Annotated in this window: 24 protein-coding genes; all 24 read left to right on the forward strand. The window is 35.5% G+C overall.

Annotation, left to right across the window (positions count from 1 at the left end; all coding sequences use genetic code 11):
• The first annotated feature begins 84 nt into the window (after positions 1 to 84).
• Positions 85 to 1,233: a sensor histidine kinase gene (locus tag AC6BKE_RS10410; RefSeq protein ID WP_036121108.1), complete on the forward strand. Its 1,149-nt coding sequence runs from the start codon at positions 85 to 87 to the stop codon at positions 1,231 to 1,233.
• 34 nt (positions 1,234 to 1,267) lie between these two features.
• Positions 1,268 to 1,942: a response regulator transcription factor gene (locus AC6BKE_RS10415; protein ID WP_036121104.1), complete on the forward strand. Its 675-nt coding sequence runs from the start codon at positions 1,268 to 1,270 to the stop codon at positions 1,940 to 1,942.
• A 294-nt stretch (positions 1,943 to 2,236) separates the two neighbouring features.
• Entirely contained in the window at positions 2,237 to 2,788 is a 552-nt protein-coding gene (locus tag AC6BKE_RS10420; RefSeq protein ID WP_036121101.1) for a DUF3225 domain-containing protein, read from the forward strand.
• A gap of 231 nt (positions 2,789 to 3,019) precedes the next feature.
• Entirely contained in the window at positions 3,020 to 3,862 is an 843-nt protein-coding gene (locus tag AC6BKE_RS10425; protein WP_036121098.1) for a DegV family protein, read from the forward strand.
• Between the two features lie 62 nt (positions 3,863 to 3,924).
• The gene (locus AC6BKE_RS10430) at positions 3,925 to 5,292 is read left to right on the forward strand and encodes an ATP-dependent helicase ComFA (RefSeq protein ID WP_499856791.1); all 1,368 of its coding nucleotides are present in this window, start codon (positions 3,925 to 3,927) and stop codon (positions 5,290 to 5,292) included.
• Complete coding sequence (locus AC6BKE_RS10435; RefSeq protein ID WP_499856793.1) at positions 5,289 to 5,879, forward strand: ComF family protein; 591 nt, start codon at positions 5,289 to 5,291, stop codon at positions 5,877 to 5,879. The genes AC6BKE_RS10430 and AC6BKE_RS10435 overlap by 4 nt, the downstream gene beginning before the upstream one ends.
• Before the next feature lie 79 nt (positions 5,880 to 5,958).
• Entirely contained in the window at positions 5,959 to 6,372 is a 414-nt protein-coding gene (locus AC6BKE_RS10440; RefSeq protein ID WP_271912391.1) for a TIGR03826 family flagellar region protein, read from the forward strand.
• A gap of 121 nt (positions 6,373 to 6,493) precedes the next feature.
• Positions 6,494 to 6,754, forward strand: coding sequence for a flagellar biosynthesis anti-sigma factor FlgM (gene flgM / locus AC6BKE_RS10445; RefSeq protein ID WP_036121087.1), 261 nt, complete (start codon positions 6,494 to 6,496; stop codon positions 6,752 to 6,754).
• 27 nt (positions 6,755 to 6,781) lie between these two features.
• Positions 6,782 to 7,282, forward strand: a complete 501-nt coding sequence (locus AC6BKE_RS10450) for a flagellar protein FlgN (protein ID WP_058843853.1) — start codon at positions 6,782 to 6,784, stop codon at positions 7,280 to 7,282.
• Between the two features lie 16 nt (positions 7,283 to 7,298).
• The gene (gene flgK, locus AC6BKE_RS10455) at positions 7,299 to 8,846 is read left to right on the forward strand and encodes a flagellar hook-associated protein FlgK (protein WP_340812565.1); all 1,548 of its coding nucleotides are present in this window, start codon (positions 7,299 to 7,301) and stop codon (positions 8,844 to 8,846) included.
• Between the two features lie 31 nt (positions 8,847 to 8,877).
• Positions 8,878 to 9,801: a flagellar hook-associated protein FlgL gene (flgL, locus tag AC6BKE_RS10460; RefSeq protein WP_340812566.1), complete on the forward strand. Its 924-nt coding sequence runs from the start codon at positions 8,878 to 8,880 to the stop codon at positions 9,799 to 9,801.
• 110 nt (positions 9,802 to 9,911) lie between these two features.
• Positions 9,912 to 10,475 carry a DUF6470 family protein gene (locus AC6BKE_RS10465; RefSeq protein WP_340812567.1) on the forward strand — a complete coding sequence of 188 codons (564 nt, stop codon included), beginning with the start codon at positions 9,912 to 9,914 and terminating at the stop codon, positions 10,473 to 10,475.
• A 17-nt stretch (positions 10,476 to 10,492) separates the two neighbouring features.
• Positions 10,493 to 10,936, forward strand: a complete 444-nt coding sequence (fliW, locus tag AC6BKE_RS10470; RefSeq protein WP_340812568.1) for a flagellar assembly protein FliW — start codon at positions 10,493 to 10,495, stop codon at positions 10,934 to 10,936.
• Entirely contained in the window at positions 10,936 to 11,154 is a 219-nt protein-coding gene (gene csrA / locus AC6BKE_RS10475; protein WP_340812569.1) for a carbon storage regulator CsrA, read from the forward strand. Before fliW ends, csrA begins: the two co-directional genes overlap by 1 nt.
• Positions 11,155 to 11,353: 199 nt before the next feature.
• Positions 11,354 to 12,178 carry a flagellin N-terminal helical domain-containing protein gene (locus AC6BKE_RS10480; RefSeq protein WP_340812570.1) on the forward strand — a complete coding sequence of 275 codons (825 nt, stop codon included), beginning with the start codon at positions 11,354 to 11,356 and terminating at the stop codon, positions 12,176 to 12,178.
• Between the two features lie 320 nt (positions 12,179 to 12,498).
• Entirely contained in the window at positions 12,499 to 13,848 is a 1,350-nt protein-coding gene (locus AC6BKE_RS10485) for an IS1182-like element ISBsp5 family transposase (protein WP_499856098.1), read from the forward strand.
• Between the two features lie 212 nt (positions 13,849 to 14,060).
• Complete coding sequence (locus AC6BKE_RS10490) at positions 14,061 to 15,782, forward strand: motility associated factor glycosyltransferase family protein (protein ID WP_340812572.1); 1,722 nt, start codon at positions 14,061 to 14,063, stop codon at positions 15,780 to 15,782.
• Complete coding sequence (locus tag AC6BKE_RS10495) at positions 15,766 to 16,113, forward strand: DUF8042 domain-containing protein (RefSeq protein WP_340812573.1); 348 nt, start codon at positions 15,766 to 15,768, stop codon at positions 16,111 to 16,113. The genes AC6BKE_RS10490 and AC6BKE_RS10495 overlap by 17 nt, the downstream gene beginning before the upstream one ends.
• A 36-nt stretch (positions 16,114 to 16,149) precedes the next feature.
• Positions 16,150 to 17,127: a UDP-N-acetylglucosamine 4,6-dehydratase (inverting) gene (gene pseB / locus AC6BKE_RS10500; RefSeq protein ID WP_340812574.1), complete on the forward strand. Its 978-nt coding sequence runs from the start codon at positions 16,150 to 16,152 to the stop codon at positions 17,125 to 17,127.
• 38 nt (positions 17,128 to 17,165) lie between these two features.
• Positions 17,166 to 18,323 (forward strand): UDP-4-amino-4,6-dideoxy-N-acetyl-beta-L-altrosamine transaminase, encoded by a 1,158-nt coding sequence (pseC, locus tag AC6BKE_RS10505; protein WP_499856796.1) that lies wholly within the window; start codon positions 17,166 to 17,168, stop codon positions 18,321 to 18,323.
• Positions 18,320 to 19,048, forward strand: a complete 729-nt coding sequence (locus AC6BKE_RS10510; protein ID WP_340812576.1) for a cytidylyltransferase domain-containing protein — start codon at positions 18,320 to 18,322, stop codon at positions 19,046 to 19,048. Before pseC ends, AC6BKE_RS10510 begins: the two co-directional genes overlap by 4 nt.
• 8 nt (positions 19,049 to 19,056) lie before the next feature.
• Positions 19,057 to 20,076 carry a UDP-2,4-diacetamido-2,4,6-trideoxy-beta-L-altropyranose hydrolase gene (gene pseG, locus AC6BKE_RS10515; protein WP_340812577.1) on the forward strand — a complete coding sequence of 340 codons (1,020 nt, stop codon included), beginning with the start codon at positions 19,057 to 19,059 and terminating at the stop codon, positions 20,074 to 20,076.
• Between the two features lie 14 nt (positions 20,077 to 20,090).
• Positions 20,091 to 20,639 (forward strand): UDP-4-amino-4,6-dideoxy-N-acetyl-beta-L-altrosamine N-acetyltransferase, encoded by a 549-nt coding sequence (gene pseH, locus AC6BKE_RS10520; protein ID WP_340812578.1) that lies wholly within the window; start codon positions 20,091 to 20,093, stop codon positions 20,637 to 20,639.
• Positions 20,636 to 21,691, forward strand: coding sequence for a pseudaminic acid synthase (gene pseI, locus AC6BKE_RS10525; protein WP_340812579.1), 1,056 nt, complete (start codon positions 20,636 to 20,638; stop codon positions 21,689 to 21,691). Before pseH ends, pseI begins: the two co-directional genes overlap by 4 nt.
• Positions 21,692 to 21,778 lie beyond the last annotated feature (87 nt).

The following is a 21,778-nucleotide window of genomic DNA, read 5'->3' on the forward strand; positions in this document are numbered from 1 at the left end:
ATAATGGGTGTAGACTATGGAATATATGAAATTGGTCTATTAAAATAGTGAGTAATCATAAGACATTAGACTGGGGAGTATACTATGTTTTCAAATGATACCTTCGATTTAAAGTCGCTTGATGACATTTTCAATCGAATGTTAGATACAATCATGAGCTCAAAGGATGACATCTTTATTATAAGTGAACAAAGCCGAAGAAGCTTTGAAGATATGCAAAAAGAGCTGGAAATTGTTCGAAAACAAATATCAATTGTAATTGATGAAGGCGATGCTCTGGAAAAAAGTACGCAGCTTGCTAAGCAAAGACTTGTATTAGTAAGTAAAGCTTTTGATAATTATACCGAAGAACAAGTTAGAGAAGCATATGAAACTGCACATGATTTCCAGGTAAAGCTCTCCGTTATTAGAACGCAAGAAAAACAGCTACGCGATAAAAGAGATGATCTAGAGAGAAGATTAAGAGGATTACTCGATACGATTGAACGTGCTGATCATATTGTCAATCAGGTAAATGTCATTTTGAATTACTTAACTTCAGATTTAAAAAATGTTGGTTTAGCGCTTGAACAAGCAAAAATGAAGCAAGATTTTGGGATACGTATTATTGCAGCTCAAGAAGAAGAGCGTAAGCGTTTATCAAGAGAGATTCATGATGGACCTGCTCAAATGCTTGCAAATGTACTAATGCGCACTGATTTAATAGATAGAACGTATCGTGAAAAGGGTATTGAAAATGCATTGGCTGAAATTGCTGATTTAAAGAAAACGGTGCGAAATGCTTTATCTGAGGTGCGACGTATTATTTATGATCTACGACCAATGGCACTTGATGATTTGGGAATTGTTCCGACATTAAAGAAGTATTTATCGACAGTAACTGAATATAATCCAGGTGTTGAAGTTCATTTCCAATCGAGAAGTACAGAAAAACGTATACCTTCAAATTATGAGGTATCCATTTTCCGATTAGTGCAGGAATGCGTAACAAATGCCATGAAGCATGGAAAATGTAAAGACATTTGGGTAAAGCTTGAGTGGTTAAAAGAAGCTGTCAATATCGTTGTGAAAGATGATGGCATTGGCTTTGATCCACAAGTAGTGAAAGACCATTCCTTTGGGATTTTAGGAATGAAAGAACGTATCGAAATTTTAAATGGTACAATCACGATTACTAGTGAAATCAATCGAGGGACAACGGTTTTATTTAAAATACCGTTAGAAGTAGAGTGATGCAATGTTGCAGAAATTTAGGGGGTAAAGACAAATGACAAAGATTATAATTGTAGACGATCACCAGCTATTCCGCGAAGGAGTAAAACGCATTTTAGATTTTGAAGATACGTTTGATGTAGTAGCTGAAGGTGATGATGGTACTGACGTGGTTACGTTATATGCTGAAAACGAACCAGATGTTGTATTAATGGATATTAACATGCCAGGTAAAAATGGAGTAGAAGCAACGTCAGAGTTAATCAATGATTTTCCTGATGCGAAAGTGATTATGCTGTCGATCCATGATGATGAAACATATGTGACACATGCATTAAAATCAGGTGCTCTTGGCTATATGTTAAAAGAGATGGATGCTGATGAAATCGTTGAAGCGATCAAAGTCGTTGCTAATGGTGGATCTTATTTACATCCAAAAGTAACAAAAAACCTAGTAGCTGAGTTCAAACGCCTGTCTGAACACGAAAATAAAGGGAACTTCCACCAAACGGAAATTCGTCGTCCATTCCATTTATTAACTAAACGTGAATGTGAAGTATTACAGCTATTAACAGATGGACAATCAAACCGTACAATTGGTGAGACATTGTTTATCTCTGAAAAAACGGTTAAAAACCACGTTTCAAGTATTCTACAAAAAATGAATGTTAATGATCGTACACAAGCTGTTGTAACAGCCATTAAAAATGGTTGGGTGGAAGTACGATAAGTGCTAAAACTGTTTTTAAAGGCTACTTTCTATTGAAGTAGTTTTTAAAACAGTTTTTTATTGTTTTTTGGTAATTATTTATAAAGGTTTACGAAATCATGAAGAGGCTATTCACAATTTTGTAACATTGCTAAACGGGACTGTTTATACGTATAAACATGAAAACTAACAGAACGTGCAACATTTTACAAGCAAATGCGTCATAAGAAAGATGTAGCACCTAAATGTTGAAAAAGCACAACAAAATTCCTACTACAGCATTTATATGCTACAATATGCGCGGGAGGTTTTTTGATGTTAAAGAAAAGTTTTCTAGCAGTGTTAATCTTATTCGTATTAACTTTAACTGCATGTGGTAATAAAGAAGAGAAGATGAGTGACGAGGATCGAGAAAAAGTAATAGAAGATGGTACAGTAGGCTTTGAGATGATGGGTGGTAACGTGGAAAAAGCTGAAAATGTGCCAGCAGCAGATGAAAAGGCAATTTTAGCATCTTTCGATGAGTATATTGCTGCATTAAATGCTGAAGAAATCGAGCGTTATATGAAGACAATCTCGAAAAATCCAAAGGGTTTTAAATACGATGAAGAAAAAACATATGCAACAGAAGTATTCGATCAATTTGATATTAAGCGTGATGTAGAAAACGTAACGATTGCTAAATATGAACCAGAAGAGGCTCAGGTGTTTGCCAACATGAAAATGCACTCTCTTCAGATTGAGACAAATGTTGAACACGAAAGTGCAGGACGTCAAGTAACAGTCTTTGTGAAGGAAGACGATGATTGGAAGGTTACAAGTGTCTTTTATATTGGTGATGACTCACAGTCTAGTACAGGCAACTAACAGGAGCTATCTTCATTCAATATAAGAATTGAGTGAAGATACGCCTACTATACATAGATAATGAATGCGAAATGAATAACGAAAACGTGAATCTCACGTTCGTCATTCATTTTACATTCATTTCTTTTTGTTTTCATTCCGTATCCTGTGCGACAACGAACGAACAAACAACAACAATTGCACCAAGAAGAAATAGATTGTAAACTAAGAATCATAGGAGAGTGGACATGGATGAGGACGGCAATCGTAACAGATAGTACTGCATATCTTTCAGCTGAGGAACGTGCACGCTTAAACATTCACATGATACCTTTAAGTGTTAATATCTCAGGTGAACTATTTGCAGAAGAAGTAGATATCACAGCATCTGAGTTTTACGATAAGGTGCGTGGAGCAAAAGAATTCCCAAAAACAACACAGCCTCCAATCGGAGAATTTGTTGCTCTCTTTGACGAGCTAGCGAAGGATTATGACGAGGTTATTTCGATCCATTTATCAAGTGGTATTAGTGGAACATATCAAGGGGCAGTACAGGCAGGTGAAATGGTAGAAGGCATAAAAGTGCATGCCTTTGACAGTGAAATTTCCTGTGCGGTTCAGGGCTTTTATGTTTTAAAAGCTGCTGAAATGGCGAAAGAGGGCCATTCAGCGCAAGACATACTGGCGGCATTAGCGGACATGCAGCAGTATATCCGTGCTTACTTCATTGTAGACGACTTAGCTCATTTACAACGTGGTGGGCGTTTGTCTTCTGCGGCAGCCTTGATCGGCGGCTTATTACAAGTAAAGCCTGTTCTACATTTTGTAGACAAGGTGATTGTGCCTTTTGAAAAAATCCGAACACGTAAAAAAGCATTAAAACGTGCTGAGGAATTGCTAGCAGAGGATGCGAGAAAGTATGAAGCTGTGGACGCTGTTGTCATACACGGCAATTGCCAAGCAGAGGCACAGGAATGGCTAGAGCAATTAGCAGAAGCGTACCCGAACGTAAGTTTTAAATTAAGCTATTTCGGCCCTGTCATCGGCACACATTTAGGTGAAGGATCGATGGGCTTAGGCTGGACAAAAAAATAAAATTTCTATGAGAAGGTCTCTACAGCAAAGTAGAGGCTTTTTTCTATGGAGGGAGAGAAATTATGAAATATAAAGGCTGGCTGTTACCACCGGCATTACGTGATTTCCATGAAGGTCGCATTTGGTTAAAAAACCATTCTCCATTTTCATCAGCACATATTGATAAGGCAATCGAGCGAAAATATTTTAATTTAATAGAAGGAATTCAAATGAAGCCAGTTATTCGTTGCAATCGCTGCCACAATACAAACCCGCAATTATTCACTCTATTTGATTGTTCAAAATGCCAGCAACAATGTTTATATTGTCGGCACTGTGTCAAAATGGGGAGGGTGAGCAGCTGTACGAATTTGATGGTTTGGATTGGCCCTAAAGCCATTAAGACGTACAAGCATTTATTCAAATGGGCAGGGCAATTCACGGAACTCCAACAGCTGGCTGCAAATGAAACTTTAGCAAGTGTGGAAGCAAAGCGTTCGCATTTAATTCATGCAGTGTGTGGTGCTGGGAAAACTGAGCTACTTTTTCCAACGGTTTATGATGCGCTAAAGCGAGGGCTACGTGTTTGTATTGCAACACCACGCACAGATGTAGTGTTGGAATTGACGCCACGCTTCCAGCAAGTATTCCCTGAAACTATTATTCATGCATTATACGGTGGTGTCTCACAACAACATGGCTATGCCCAGATGGTTATAGCAACGACCCATCAGCTTTACCGATTTGACAAGGCTTTTGATGTTATCATTGTCGATGAAGCAGATGCTTTTCCTTATACATTTGATGAAACCCTACAAAGAGCAGTAGGAAAGGCTAAAAAAGAACATGCTCCTATTGTATTTGTTACAGCAACCCCATCACCATCATTACTACATGCCTTTCAGCAAGAAAGCTACTCCTTTATTCCAAAACGCTATCACAATCATCCATTGCCAGTTCCTCAAGTGCGTGCTTTATGGGGCTATGATAAAAGCTTCCAGCGAGGTACGATCCCCAAAAGGTTAAAAAAATGGACAGAGGAACGTCTTAGCCAAAAGCAGCCATTTTTAATCTTCTTTCCAACAATCGCCTTAATGAATAGAGCAGAACCCCTTTTTCAGTTGCTAGATGAAAAGATAGTAGCTGTGCATGCAGCAGATTCGGAGCGAAAGGAAAAGGTGCTGAAGCTAAGAAATAAAGAAGTTCCAGGATTATTAACTACAACTATATTAGAAAGAGGCATTACAATTAGCAATGTACAGGTGGCAGTAATCGGAGCAGAGTCATTGATTTTTACTGCCAACGCTCTTATTCAAATTGCGGGTCGTGTTGGGCGGGATAGACATTTTCCTGCTGGTGAGGTCTTGTTCTTTCATCACGGCATCACAATAGAGATGGATGAGGCATGTGCAAAAATTGCTTTATATAATAGAAAAGGATTTCCCCAATGAATAAAATAGAATCGCATTGCTTAATTTGCTCGCAGTCGTTGACATCAACCATATCCTGGAAAATGCTTTTAACAAAACAGTTTTCACCGACTATATGTGATAGGTGTGCTGCTCGCTTTGAACATTCACAGTCAGCTACAGCACTCTATCAGTATAATGACGCGATGAAAGATTACTTACATCAGTTTAAATTTCTTCAGGATGTAGCTCTTGCAAAAGTATTTCGACAGGAGCTTTATGCTCGATTTAGAAAAGAGAAAGCGATGATTCTACCAATTCCCATGCATCCCCTCAAGCAACAGGAGCGTACCTTCTCACACACAGAGGAACTATTAAAGGCAGCTTTTATTCCGTACATTCAGCTATTAGAAAAGACAACAACAGAGACACAAAGCTCCAAAAATAGAGAGCAGCGCATACATGTAGCACCTCTTTTTCGCGTAAAGATAGGCTCACAAGTAGAGCATAAAGATTACCTTCTTTTTGACGATATTAAAACTACAGGAACAACCATTCAGCATGCCGCAGATGTGCTAATGCAGGCGGGTGCTAAAAATGTCCAATACTTCACATTAATTGAAGGATGAATTTTCCAACGTATTATGTATAATAGATGATGGGTATAGCATTCGTAGATAAGATTTCTTGAAAGAGGAGGAAAAGCAGATGGCTGAGGTTCGTAATTGTCCAAAATGTAATGAATTTTTTAATTATACAGGGGTCCGAGAAGTATGTCATAAGTGTGCACAATCAGAGGAAGAGCTTTATCAAATCGTTTATCGCTTCCTTCGTAAACGTGAGAACCGTGCAGCAACAGTTGAGCGTATCGTAGAAGCAACTGGAGCAGAAGAGGAGCTATTGTATAAATGGGTTCGTAAAGGCCGCTTGCAGCCAGCCATGTTCCCTAACCTTGGTTATCCATGTGATAACTGTGGTCATCTGACAACCATAGGTAAGCTTTGTACAAAATGTCAAGATGAATTAAAGGCAGACTTACGTACATTTGAAGCAGCCAAGGAATTCCGCGACAGTGTAGAGCAACGCGATCGTGTAACCTATCACGCAGAGCGAAAACGCTAATAACGGGAAGTGTGTTAATTTTAAACAAAATTAGCACACTTTTTTATATGTGAAAACTTAACATTATGTGAGACAATCCGAAATAATAGGAAGATAAGATTTTTAGATGGGGGGTTTCAAAATGAAAATTACATCTTATGGAATTAATGCAGTAAACGCCTATAAAAACCAAGTACGTAACGTTAAATCAGATACAAACAAAGCATCTTTTGCTGATAAAATTGAGATTTCGAAAGCTGCTCAAGATATGAAAAGCGTATCAACATACAGTACAGAGCGAGCTGACCGCGTACAACAGCTGAAAAAAGACATTGATTCTGGTGAATACAAAGTAGATGCTCGCAAAGTAGCAGAGGATATGCTGAAATATTATCGTTTCTAGGGAACAGCAGAAAGGGTGTATAGCGATATGTCTGTAGAAGCGATTAATTCTACATTAACGATGCTAGAAAGAATGCATAAAAGTTTACTTGAACTAGCCTTGAAAAAAACAGAAATCATTAAAGCTGGCGATATCGAAGCTCTAGACCAATTGCTCAAGGATGAGCAGGCACACATAGCGGCCATCGATAAGCTCGAGCAACAGCGTCAGAAACAGGTAACGGACTACCTCGAAGCAAAGGGACTTGCTTCATCTGACAAAACGACTGTCGCAGATGTCATCGAGGCTGCTGACCAACAGGCTGACAAAGCAACCTTATCAGTAGTTCGCGATCGTTTACTGCAAATTATCACTGACCTACGAAAACAAAATGACTTAAATCAAAAACTTGTTTTCCAATCACTACAAATCGTCAACCTAACATTAGATGCTGTAAGACCTCGCACAGAGCAAATGAACTACTCTAGCAACGAGGTTCACGGCACAAATAACATAGCTAAAAAATCATATTTCGATTCACAAGCCTAATAAGGGAGGAAGAAACATGCGCTCAACATTTATGGGTCTAGAAACAAGTAAACGCGGCCTCTTTACTCAACAAACAGCTTTATACACAACAGGACATAATATTTCCAACGCCAACACATTAGGTTACTCACGCCAACGAGTAAACATGCAGGCGACACCAGGTTTTCCAACAGCCGGTTTAAACCAACCAACCTATCCAGGACATCTTGGTACTGGGGTGGAAGCGGGGTCTATCCAACGTATTCGTGATCAATTTATTGATCGACAGTATCGTCAAGAAACGAATAAGTTGGGGTATTGGGATTCAGCAGCAAAGTCGATTGCGCAGATGGAAGATATTATGGCAGAGCCTTCAGAATTTGGTATCAATCAATCTTTTACTGATTTTTGGAAGGCAATGGAGGATGTTATTGATAACCCTAAAGACTCTGCGGCAAGACAAGTGTTAATAGCAAAAGGAAAATCAATAGCAGATTCCTTTAATTATATGGATAGACAAATAAAACAGATTCAGGGCAATATTGGAAATGAAATAAGTGTATCAACAGATAAAGTAAATTCAATTCTTAAACAAATTGCAGCCATTAATAAGCAAATCCAAGAAGTAGAGCCTAGTGGCTATGTACCAAATGATTTATATGATGCTCGCGATTTATTAGTAGATGAGTTAAATGAACATATTCCTGTATCAATATCTTTTGAAAAATCAGGTGGATTAGCAAAAGACGTAGCTGAAGGATCTATGACGATTACATATGTACCAGCGGATGGTAGCACACCTATTAAATTAGTAGAAGGTAAAGAATATGCTGCTCTTGCAACGATGGATACAAATAATCAACGTGTCGATGGTGAGGTGGATGACCAAGCCACTGGAGGATATTATAACTTTAGTGAACTTAAAATTTCAGCTATCGGCGCACCACCAGGTGATCCAACGACTGGCCCTTATACGATTGATTACAGTCAAATGGATCAAGGGAAAGGTTCATTGCGTGCTTTAATAGATGCGTATGGACATAGTGGTGGACAAGGTACTTATCCAGAAATGATAGATAACCTAGATAAACTAGCAAATGAATTTATTACAAAATTTAATGATGTCCATAAAGCAGGTTTTGGTTTAGACAATAGTACAGGTCTAGACTTCTTCTCTGGAACAACTGCTCGTGATTTCAAAGTAGTGATTACTGATCCAAAACAAGTAGCCGTATCAGATACAACGGGTGAAGAAGGAAATAACCAAAACATGCGTAAGCTAGCAGAGCTACAAACACAGGCACAAGCAAACTTAAAGCAAGGAACATTCCAAAGCTACTATAAATCATTGGTGGGGGATTTAGCAGTAAAGGGACAAGAAGCAATACGTAGTGCATACAACTCTGAAACATTGCACTTGCAAATTGCTAGTAACCGTGATTCCATGAGTTCGGTTTCCTTAGATGAAGAAATGACTAATATGATAACATTCCAACAAGCATACAATGCTAATGCACGTATGATTACAGTTGTGGATGAAACATTAGATAAAATTATCAATGGTATGGGAAGAGTAGGGCTATAAAAATAGTCACTTAACTGAGAGGAGATAAATTATGCGTGTCACACAATCAATGCTATCTAGTAATATGCTACGCAATTTAAATACAAGCTACAGCAAAATGTCTAAGTATCAAAATATGCTAGACTCAGGTAGTAAAATTTCAAGACCATCGGATGATCCAGTTGTAGCAGTAAAAGGGATGGGCTATCGTATAGATCTTGATAAAAATCAACAATACCAAAGAAATATTCGCGATGCAAATACATGGCTAGATACAACAGATGAGTCTCTCGATCAAGTAGGTGCTGCATTAAAACGTGTAAAAGAGCTTATAATACAAGCAGCAACTGATACAACTACTACTGATGATCGTCAAAAAATAAATGCAGAAATGAAACAGATTAAGGAACAATTACGTGATATCGCCAATACAAAAGTGGGAGAGAACTATATTTTTTCAGGTACGCATACAAACCTACCGCTTTATACTGATAATACAGGACCACAAAACCCGGCCCTTACCCCAGCTGGAGGACAAAAATCAATTGATATTAACGTTTTTGATGGCATCTCAATGAATATAAACACACCAGGTGCTGATTTATTTAACGATATCGATGGGTTTATGACAAATATAAACACGCTTTTGCAAAATGGTGCAACAGCTGTTGAAATCGGAAATACACTTGGATTGCAAACGACAAATGGTGCTACTACAATCCCTGGTTTAGATGGTATTTATGAAAGCACGTTGACTGTAAGAGCAGATGTCGGCGCTCGACAAAATCGCGTAGAGCTGATGGAAAATCGACTAAGTATTCAGGAAGTCAATGTAACGAAACAATTGTCTCTTAATGAAGATACAGATTATGCTAAAACGATTACAGATATGGTAACACAGGATTCTATTCATCAAGCTGCTTTATCTGTAGGAGCAAAAATTATTCAGCAAACCTTAGTAGATTTTATAAGATAAAATCTACTAAGGTTCTGCCCCGTAAGTGAGATGGCAGGGGAAACTTTATACTAAACAACCAAGCGTTTGGACTATTTGTTCAGACGCTTTTATTGAAAGGAGATGTATACGTGAGGCTCCCACAAATTCAAATTCATACAACAGATGTCAAAATAGACCTAAATATATCAAAGCCACAGCAATATATTAAACAACCTAAAGCAACACAACATATTGAACAGCCAGCAGCTATTTTAGAAATACGGACAACTAGAGGGATATTAAAAATAGACTCTTCACAGGCAAGACGGGATATAGGAATGATTGGTCCATTGGAATCAAGTGCTAACTACGCAGAAAAAGGAAAACAAGAGGCACTTAAGGGGATGGCGCGTAGAGCAAGAGAGGGACGTCAAATGATGGACAACGCTGGAAAAGGTCAAGGACGAGCTACTATTCAAAATATTGCAAAACAAAATTATGGTCCACACCATGCACAAATTAACGTTAAATTTGTACCCTCTATAGGGTCAGTGCAAATCGACTATACACCAGGTACAACGGATGTTAATATTCAGCGCAAAGAACCAATAATTGACGCTAAAGTGAACAAACCAATCCATGAATACACACCAGGAAAAGTAACTGGTACAATGATACAAAGACCGGATGTTGATATCAATGTCATCATATAAAGGAGCGCGAAGAATAGATGAAAATTGCGACAAAATTTTTAGGTGAAGTCGAAATTGAAGAAAAAGACATACTTTTTTTTGAACATGGACTACTAGGATTAGAAGAACATAAAAAATTTGTATTACTACCCATCTCAGAAGAACATCCACTAGTATTGCTACAATCAGTTGAGAAATATGAAATAGGTTTTATAGTGGCTTACCCATTTGCGTTTAAAAAAGACTATAGCTTTGATTTAAGTGAAGAGGATTTAGAACAACTCCAAATTGAAAATGAAGAAGATGTTCTCGCATACGCTGTTGTCACAATGAAGGAAACACTACAGGACTCTACCATTAATTTACTTGCACCACTAGTTATTAATATGGATAAAAAATATGGTAAACAAATCGTACTTCAGGATAGTAAGGCTTTTCCATTACGCTACCCAATGCAAACACTGGAAGGAAGTGCGAAGTAATGCTAGTCTTGTCACGTAAGAAAGATGAATCTATTATGATTGGGGACCATATTGAAATAAAAATATTAGCAGTGGAAGGTGAACAAATTAAGTTAGGTATCATCGCACCTAAAACGGTCAAAGTTCATCGTTCTGAAGTTTTTGAAGCTATACAAGTACAGAACAAAGAAGCTTTATCGACATCGTCAAATTTCTTGGAACAACTAAATAAGAATTAAATTTATTAACTGTTTTAATAAAAAGTTAAACTCGAAAAAATCTATTACATAAAAAATAAAAAAAAATTAAAAAAACTATTAAACATTTCCAACTAATTACGATATATAGATTGTAAGGGGCGGGAAGTACATAACTACCTAATCCTAAATTCCACACGGATGTGGAATAACAAAACAAACATTCAAGGAGGAATTCCAAATGAGAATTCAACACAACATTTCAGCTTTAAACACACACCGTAATCTAGCTTTCAACAACTCTCAATCAGCTAAAAACCTTGAGAAATTATCTTCAGGTTACAAAATTAACCGTGCTGGTGACGATGCTGCTGGTTTAGCAATCTCTGAAAAAATGCGCGCTCAAATCAAAGGTCTTGACATGGCATCTAAAAACTCTCAAGACTCAATTTCATTAATTCAAACTGCTGAGGGTGCTCTTAATGAAACTCACGCTATCCTACAACGTATGCGTGAATTAGCAGTACAATCTCGTAACGATACAAACGAAGCAACAGATCGTAACTTCTTACAAGATGAAATTGTTCAATTAAAAGATGAAATTAATCGTATTGCAACTACTACTGAATTCAATGAAAAGAAATTATTAAATGGTGCACAATCTAAAGATGGTCTTACTTTCCAAATTGGTGCAAATTCAGGTCAAACTATGAATTTGAAAATTAACAATATGGCAGTTTCAAAACTTGATGCAGATCTTAAAGATGCTAGTATTTCTACAGGTTCTAAAGCAAGTAAAGCAATTTCTATTATTGATAAAGCAATCAAAACTGTTTCTACTCAACGTTCTGCACTTGGTGCGGTTCAAAACCGTTTAGAGCATACAATCAATAACTTAGGTGCTGCTTCTGAAAACTTAACAGCTGCTGAATCACGTATTCGTGATACTGATATGGCTGCTGAGATGATGGCATTCACTAAGAATAACATCCTTACTCAAGCTGCACAATCTATGCTAGCTCAAGCTAACCAACAACCACAAGGTGTTTTACAATTACTACAATAATATTTTCCAATCAGTTGATGAAAACTCGTGTTTCTCTTTGAGAAATACGAGTTTTCAGACTGTAGACAAACTCGATGAATTTTGAGTTTGCCTACAGTCTTTTTTCTTTTACAATGAAATAAAGTAAAGCCGTTGATTTCCACTACGGGCGGACGCTTTCCGCGGGCGGGGTCGAGCTGCTTCCCTCGCTTCGCTCAGTCCAGGATCTCGACTTTCCCGCTTTTCCCGCAGGAGTCGCCGCCCTTCGTTCCAATCAACTTCTACATAAGGAATTCCTTATTCATCTATTGATAAAAAGTAAACTTTTGAGGTGATCAACCATGATGACGAAAAATCATACCAATGAACGTGAACAATTAGAAATGTTAACGATTGATCAATTAGTTCCCAACGATCATTTAGTGAGAAAACTGGAGGCTGCTATTGATTTTTCATTTATCTATCCTTTAGTAGAACATCTCTATTCACCTAATGGGCGTCCAAGTATTGATCCTGTTGTTCTCTTTAAAATGACGTTTATTCAATATGTTTTTGGCATTCGCTCCATGCGTCAAACGATCAAAGAAATTGAAACGAATATGGCGTATCGCTGGTTTTTAGGATTTGGCTTCCATACAGAAGTCCTGCATTTCTCTACCTTCGGTAAAAATTATGTCCGTCGCTTTCAAGACACCGATATATTTGAACAGATATTCTATCGTATTTTAAAAGAGATTATGCATCAAGGACTCCTCCATGCAGACCATTTATTTATCGATTCTACGCATGTGAAAGCGAGTGCGAATAAACGGAAGTATGATAAAAAGGTCGTGCGAAAAGAAACACGGGCTTATGAAGAGAAGCTTCAATTAGAGTTAAATATGGATCGTGAGGAACACGGAAAAAAGCCCTTTCCCCCGGAGAAATTTGAAAAAGAAGAATGGAAAGAAATAAAGGAAAGCACGACAGATCCTGAAAGTGGCTATTACGTGAAGGATGAACGTACGAAGCAGTTTGCATATTCCTTTCATGCAGCCACAGACGAAAAAGGCTTTGTCTTAGGTACCATTGTGACTCCGGGAAATGTGCACGATAGCCATGTATTACAGCCACTTGTGGAAAGGGTCATTCAAAACGTTCAAAAACCAATCGCCGTTGCGGCAGATGCAGCCTATAAAACACCAGCGATTACGAACTTTTTGTTAGAGAATCAAATGTTGCCTGTTCTTCCGTATACACGTCCTAAAACGAAAGATGGATTCTTCCGAAAGCACGAGTATACATATGACGAGCACTATAATTGTTATCTTTGCCCACAAGGGCAGATATTGAAGTATGCGACAACGACGAAGGAAGGATATCGCCAATATAAATCGAATCCTTTGATTTGTTCGAAGTGTCCAAGCCTTTCCCAATGTACAGAAAGTAAGCATCATCAAAAACTCATTCAACGCCATATTTGGGAGTCGTATGTGGAGGAAGCTGAACATTTACGCCATTCCTATGACATCAAACAGATTTATGCAAAGCGCAAAGAAACGATTGAGCGTGTCTTTGCCGATGCAAAAGAAAAGCATGGTATGCGATGGACAACCTTAAGAGGTCTAAAAAAATTGTCCATGCAGGCGATGCTTACTTTTGCTGCCATGAATTTAAAGAAACTGGCTACTTGGACGTGGCAAGTAGCTTAAGAGAGCAACTAAGCTCGAAGAGTATGTTGAATTTGGTAGTATATTACCAAATGTTGAAAATAAAATAGGAAGAAAAATGACAAAAGCCATCGAGAGTGAACTTCTCGATGGGCTTTTGTCTACAATCTGAAAACTCGTGTTTCTCTTTGAGAAATACGAGTTTTTCTTTATTTTTGAAAAATAAAACCGATAAATTATAAGAGGTGAAATTTATGGAACAAACCTACGTTATTGAAGATGTCATAACGAAAAATGGAATGAAAACATTACGTGTAAATGGATATTACTTACATAGCAAATATAATCCTTTTTTAGAGGCTGAAAATTTTGTGTTGGAAAATTTTAAACCTCAGAATATACATATTTTATTTGGTTATGGAACAGGAATCATAGTAGATGCTTTTTTGAAAAAAATGAGTGAAGAAGATAGCCTGATTGTTATAGAACCTATTCTAAGTAATATATCAGTTGAGGATAATAGGGTAACTTTGATTAACTATATTAATAAGAATCAATTAAAAAATGATATAGCAAACAGTTTCACTATTACTAACAACGTTACAATTTGTTGCTCGCCGAATTATGATAAAATTTGTACAAAAATGTATATAGATTTTTTGAGAGTTATAAAAGATAAATTAGCTATAGATCGCGTAAGTGAAAACACAATTAATTTAATGTCTGAAGAATGGCAACGTAACTATTTATATAATATAAGACAGGCTATTCATGATAGTTCAATTTATGAATTGAAAAAGTGTTTAACTAGTCCTATCGTTGTTGTTTCTGGGGGTCCATCTTTAACGAAACAATTGCAAACAATAAAAAAATATCGTGATAAGCTTATATTAATTGCTTCAGGCTCAGCAATTAATACGTTGTTAGCTTTTTCTATAGAACCTGATTTTGTGGTTTCGATAGACAGTCAAGAAGTTAATTACAATCATTTTAAGGAATTGCAATTAAGTCATTCAAATTTTGTATATTTAATGTACAGTCATTATAAAATTAGAGAATCATTTACAAATAAATCATTTTATTTTTTAGGGAGAGGTGATGAGTCATTTAAAGAACATCTTGAAAAAACTACAACCGATAATGTAGTTGTTTTACCAGGTGGAGGATCTGTTGCCCATTTTGCATTATCCCTTGCAACGTATTTGACAACTGGACCAATTACACTTATTGGTCAAGATTTAGCATTTACATATAATCAAACTCATGCGGAGAGCAATAAAAACTTCAAAATCCTTACTGAAAGAGAAATTAAATCAAAGGGGTTTATCAAAGCTGAAGGCTATAATGGTGACGAAGTATTAACTGACTATTCTTTTATGGCTATGAAACAGTCATTTGAGTTTTTAATAAAAAATGATTTTAATGATAGATTGATATTTAATAGCACTGAAGGAGGGATAAAACTAGAAGGATTTGTACAAATACCTTTTGGGGATTTTTGTGAAAAATATACTGATGAAAAAATAAAGATAAATAATAAGTTTAATAAAAATAAGGATAAAAATATTGATTATGAATTATTAATAAAAAATTTCAGTAAAGAGTTAGAGAATCTTGATACTATTGAAGTAATTCTAAGGAAAAACTTAAAATTGATGTCTAAAAATACTTTGAAAACTAAATTTAATAATGATATTTTGAAAAAAATGGAGTGTAACGATGAAGAAATCTTAAATTTACAACAAAAAACTTCATTAAATGTAATTGTTGATCCTATAAATTTACATGTGCTTAAGCATTTTTCTGCTACTAAAAATGAAACACCTGAACAAGCTTATAAAAGAGTATATAATCAGAGTAAAACATTATATACAAAATATATAGATGCAGTAATAAAGACACGTAAATATACTATGAATCTTATAAAAAAATTAAGAGAAGATAAGGAGAATGAAGAAAATGGATGTAATGCATAAGGATATTATGGAAAGTTATAATAATTACTTATTAAATATTCCTAATGGATGTCAACAAATTGTAAATCATATTAGAGAAAATAAAATACAAGAAGCTTTAGGGATGATTTTAGATTTTAGTGAAGGTGTTAATTGGTTAGTTGATGTAAATCAAATATTAAAATTTCACGGAATTTCTAAATTATTAGAGGTTGAAAAAATTCATGATTTTTTAGAAGAAATTAATAATGGATTAGCAATTCACGATTTTTTACTGGTTGCTGATTTATTTGAATATGAAATTATGCCTTTTTTTGAGCAAGTTGAGATTTATGAAGTACCAGTGAATTAAAGAATATAGAATTTTATAGGTAAAGGTGATTAATTTATGGAAAAAAATCCATTGATGAATAAAATAGTGCTAGTCACAGGAGGAACAGGGTCATTTGGAAAAAAGTTTATAAGTAAGGCACTTACATTAGATGTAAAAAAGATAATTGTTTTTAGCCGAGATGAGTTGAAACAATACGAAATGAAGCAAGAATTTAAGGATGAACGTATTCGTTTCTTTATCGGTGATGTTCGGGATAAAGAGCGTTTATACCGTGCATTTGATGGAGTAGATATTGTTATACATGCAGCTGCTATGAAGCATGTTGATGCATGTGAATATAACCCTTTTGAGGCAGTAAAAACAAATATTCATGGTGCCCAAAACATTATTGAAGCAGCGATTGATCGTGGAGTGGAAAAGGTCATTGCATTATCAACAGATAAAGCTTGTTCACCTGTCAATTTATATGGTGCTACAAAACTAGCATCTGATAAGCTATTTGTTGCTGCTAATTCGTATGTAGGAGAAAAGAAAACGCGCTTTTCAGTTGTCCGCTATGGAAATGTTGTGGGAAGTCGAGGAAGTGTAGTTCCTTTTTTCAAAAAGATAAAGGAAGCAGGTACTTTACCCATTACTGATGACCGGATGACTCGATTTTGGATTACACTTGAGCAAGGAGTACAATTTGTTCTGAATAATTTAGAGCGAATGTATGGTGGAGAGATTTTTGTACCGAAAATCCCAAGTATGAAGGTAACAGATTTAGCAAAAGCAATTGCTCCAGAATGTGAAATAAAAATTATCGGTATTCGACCTGGTGAAAAATTACATGAAGCGATGATTATGGAAGACGATGCACGCCATACGATAGAGTTCGATGACTATTATGTTATTCAGCCTGAGCTTGCTTGGTGGCCTCAAGGACAATTAAATGGTGGAAAAGCTCTACCTGATGGATTTGCTTATACAAGTGATAATAATAACGAATGGCTAAATATTGAACAATTAAGAGATTTAGTAGAAGAAATGTAGTCATTGACTGCATTTTTTCTTTAAAGGAGCTAAATAAAATGAGAGATACATATTTACCGTATGGACAACAATGGCTTGATGATCAGGATATACAGGCTGTGGTGAATGTTTTAAAGAGTAGTCATTTAACGACTGGTCCAACAATTTCTAAATTTGAAGATGCAGTCGCCGAATATGTAGGTGCCAAATATGCAGTAGCATTTTCTAATGGAACTGCTGCACTTCATGGTGCGTGCTTTGCTGCTGGTATTGTAGAAGGAAATGAAGTTATTACCTCACCAATAACTTTTGCAGCTAGTGCAAATTGTGTACGTTATGTAGGGGGAACAGTGGTTTTTGCAGATATTAAGGAGGATACATATAACATAGATCCATTAGAAATAGAAAAAAATATTACGCCGAATACAAAAGCAATTATTCCTGTTCATTTTACTGGGCAGCCTGTGCAGTTAGATAAAATTCATGCCATCGCAAAAAAGTATAAATTAATTGTTATTGAAGATGCAGCACATGCACTTGGTGCTAAATATAAAGGACAAAAAATTGGTGCATTGAGCGACATGACGATGTTTAGTTTTCATCCTGTGAAGCATGTCACAACTGGTGAGGGTGGAGTGATTACAACAAATAATTATTTCTATTATAAAAAGCTATTACAATTCCGCTCACATGGTATTACGAGAGATACTGAAAAGATTATTAAAAATGATGGCCCTTGGTACTATGATATGCAGTTTTTAGGCTACAATTATCGAATGACAGATATTCAGGCTGCTTTGGGAATAAGCCAGATGGAAAAGCTAGATCGTTTTGTTGCACGCCGGTGTGAAATTGCACAAATGTATGATAAAGCATTTAAAGATAGTGAGTTATTAATAACCCCTCAACCACTTAAAGGGTGTTTTTCAAGCTGGCATTTATATGTTATTCAATTAAATCTGGAAAAGCTTAATGCAACACGGAGGGAAATATTTGATTCATTAGTGGCACAAAATATAGGTGTGAACGTGCATTATATACCAGTGCATACATTGTCATATTATAAGGAGTTAGGCTATAAAGAAGGTTCAATGCCAAAAGCTGAAGCGCTATATAAAGCAATGATTACATTGCCGCTTTTCCCTAAAATGACAGATAGTGATGTATATGATGTAGTCGTAGCAGTGTTAAGTGAGCTAGAGAAGGTGAGTAAATGAAAGTTGTAGCAATTATTCAAGCGAGAATGGGCTCAACACGCTTACCTGGTAAAATTTTAAAAGAAATAAACGAAAAGCCACTACTTTCCTATCAGCTAGAGCGTTTAAGCAATAGTATATTCATTAACGAATTTGTTATCGCAACAACAAAAAAAGAACAAGATGATAAAATTATCACTTTTTGTGAGGAACAAAATATCTTGTATTATAGAGGTTCTGAAACAGATGTACTAGAAAGATATTATGAAACTGCAGTTGAATTTAATGCAGACGTTATTGTAAGAATTACATCCGATTGCCCTATTATTGATGTACAGGTTGTTGATAAAACGATTGGATTTTTTTTAGAAAAGGGTCATTTTGATTACGTCTCTAATACAATAGAGCGTACATATCCACGAGGATTAGATACTGAAATTTTTACGTTCGCAGCTTTAGAAAAAGCTTATAAAGAAGCGACATTAGAAAGAGAACGTGAGCATGTAACTGCATTTTTTTATTCAAATCCTAATATTTTTAAAATTGCTAATGTGAAAAATGATTTTGACTATAGCAAATTTCGCTGGACAGTAGATACAACCGAAGATTTTGAATTGATTAAAAATATAATACAAGCATTATACGTTAAAAATCCAAGATTCACTTTACTAGATACAGTAAATGTAATGAAAGAAAATCCTGATTGGTTTAATATTAATGCTCATATAGAGCAAAAGAAAATATAGGTGATAGTATGAACGTATTAATGCGAGTGGATGCTTCCTATGAAATAGGCACAGGACATGTAATGCGTTGTTTAACTTTAGCTCATAGACTAGAAAAAGAAGGAAATACTATTGCATTCATTTGTAGACGCGCTAAAGGTGACTGTATAGATTTAATAGAACAGCAAGGTTTCCATGTATATAAATTGCCTATTTGTGAAGGTTCTTTATGGAAATATATATCAAAAAGATGGGAAGTAGATGCTAAGGAAACTATAGAGATATTGAGGGGGAGTTCTGTAGATAAGCTAATTATTGACCATTACTCAATTGATTTCAAATGGGAAAAATTAATGCGGCAATATACAAAAAAAATAATGGTTATTGATGATTTGGCTAACCGTCAGCACGACTGTGATATTTTACTGGATCAAAATTTTTATTTAAATATGGATAATCGGTATAAAGATTTAGTCCCTTCTACAACAAGGATGTTATTAGGCCCCAAATATGCGTTGTTACGAGATGAATTTATTATAGCTAAAAAGAATTTTAAACAATTTAATGGTAAAATGAAAAGATTATTTATTTTTTTTGGGGGTAGTGACCCAACAAACGAAACAATGAAAACATTAATTTCAATAATTCCTCTAGTTGAAAAATACAATTTTGTGATTGATGTCGTTGTAGGTAATTCTAATCTGAATAAAAACCGTATAGAAGATATTACTTTAAAACAAAGAAATATTAATTTTTATTGTCAAATTAATAATATTGCTGAATTAATGGCTAAGGCTGATTTGGCAATTGGCGCAGGTGGAGCGACAACTTGGGAAAGAATTTTTTTAGGACTACCTTCGATTGTCATTGCCGTGGCTGAGAATCAAATAGAAGTTGCAAAAGCAGTAGCAAATAGAGGGGCAATTATTTATCTGGGTTTCTCTAATGAAGTAGATGTTAATCAAATTGTGAAAAAAATTGATTTATTATATAGAAATCCTTATAAATTGTCTTGTATTAGAAAGAGTTGTATTAATTTAATGTCATGAAGGGATGTAATATAGTGTTAAATGCATCACTTAGGGATATAGTAATAGATGATTTAGAAAAAATTTTAGCATGGCGCAATCAAGAACATATTAGATGTGTAATGTATAACAGGGATATTATTTTATGGCAACAACATTTAATTTGGTTCAATGAATTAAAGAATAACAAATATAAACTTTCTAAAATTTTTTCTATAAACAATGATGATTATGGTGTAATAAATATTAATAATATAGATAGATATTCAAATAGGTGTACTTGGGGTTTTTATATAGGAGAACAAAAATCCCCAAAAGGGACTGGTTTATTATTAGGTTATACTACTCTCGAATTTATTTTTAAGGAATTAAAATTCAGAAAATTATGTGCAGAAGTTATCGAATCAAATAAAATCAGTCGTAGTTTTCATGAAAAATTAGGTTTTAAATTAGACGGTACATTGCGTAAGCATTTAAAACTAAATGAAGACTATCAAGATATTTATATGTATAGTTTATTTGCCGAAGAATGGGAAGAAAAGAGAATAGGATTGAAGCTAGAGTTAGAGGAGAGATTTAAATGAGACAAATTAAGGTAGGGAATTTTGAAATTGGCTCACTTTCTAAACCATTCATTATTGCAGAAATGTCAGGAAATCATAACCAATCCCTAAAAAGAGCTTTGGAAATAGTAGACGCTGCTGCTGCCTCTGGAGCTAATGCATTAAAAATACAGACGTATACAGCAGATACGATGACTTTAAATATAGATACTCCAGATTTCAAAATAGATGATAGTTCCAACCTATGGGATGGACAAAATTTGTATGAATTGTATCAGCAAGCATACACTCCCTGGGAGTGGCATAAGCCAATCTTTGATCGTGCTAAGGAGCTAGGTATGGTTGCTTTTAGTACACCATTTGACGAGACGGCAGTTGACTTTTTGGAGCAATTAGAGGTACCCCTCTATAAAATCGCTTCTTTTGAAAATACCGATTTGCCTCTAATAAAGAAAATTGCATCTACAGGAAAACCAATGATTGTATCAACTGGTATGGCAACATTAGCCGAATTAGATGAACTTGTTCATACTGCAAAAGAAGCTGGGTGTAGAGACCTTGTGTTATTAAAATGTACAAGTACTTATCCAGCATCACCAGAAAACACAAATATATTAACAATACCCCATATGAAGCAATTGTTTGAAGAAGTGCATATAGGATTATCTGATCATACAATGGGCATTGGGGTGGCTGTAGCTAGTGTTGCATTAGGTGCTACGGTCATTGAAAAACATTTTACACTAAATCGAGCTGATGGTGGTGTAGATGCAGCATTTTCTATGGAGCCAACTGAAATGAAGGCGCTTGTAGAAGAAACAAAGCGTGCTTGGTTGGCTATGGGGAAAATTACTTATGGGCCAACTAAAAAAGAAAAGAATTCTCTAAAATTTCGACGATCGATTTATGTATCTAAAGATATTAAAGCTGGGGAAAAATTCACAAAGGATAACATAAAAATTGTTCGTCCAGGATACGGTCTAGAACCAAAACATTATGAAACTATTTTAGGGAATGTAGCAAATAAGTCATTGGCTAAAGGAACGCCTTTAAAGTATCAACATCTATTTTAAATAACTCATTATAAATGGAAATAGAAACTAGGATCTAAAGTATTGAAAAGACTATAAAAAATTTCCTTTATTGATTAACAACTTTCT

The organism is Lysinibacillus sp. COL-1 (assembly GCF_059814265.1).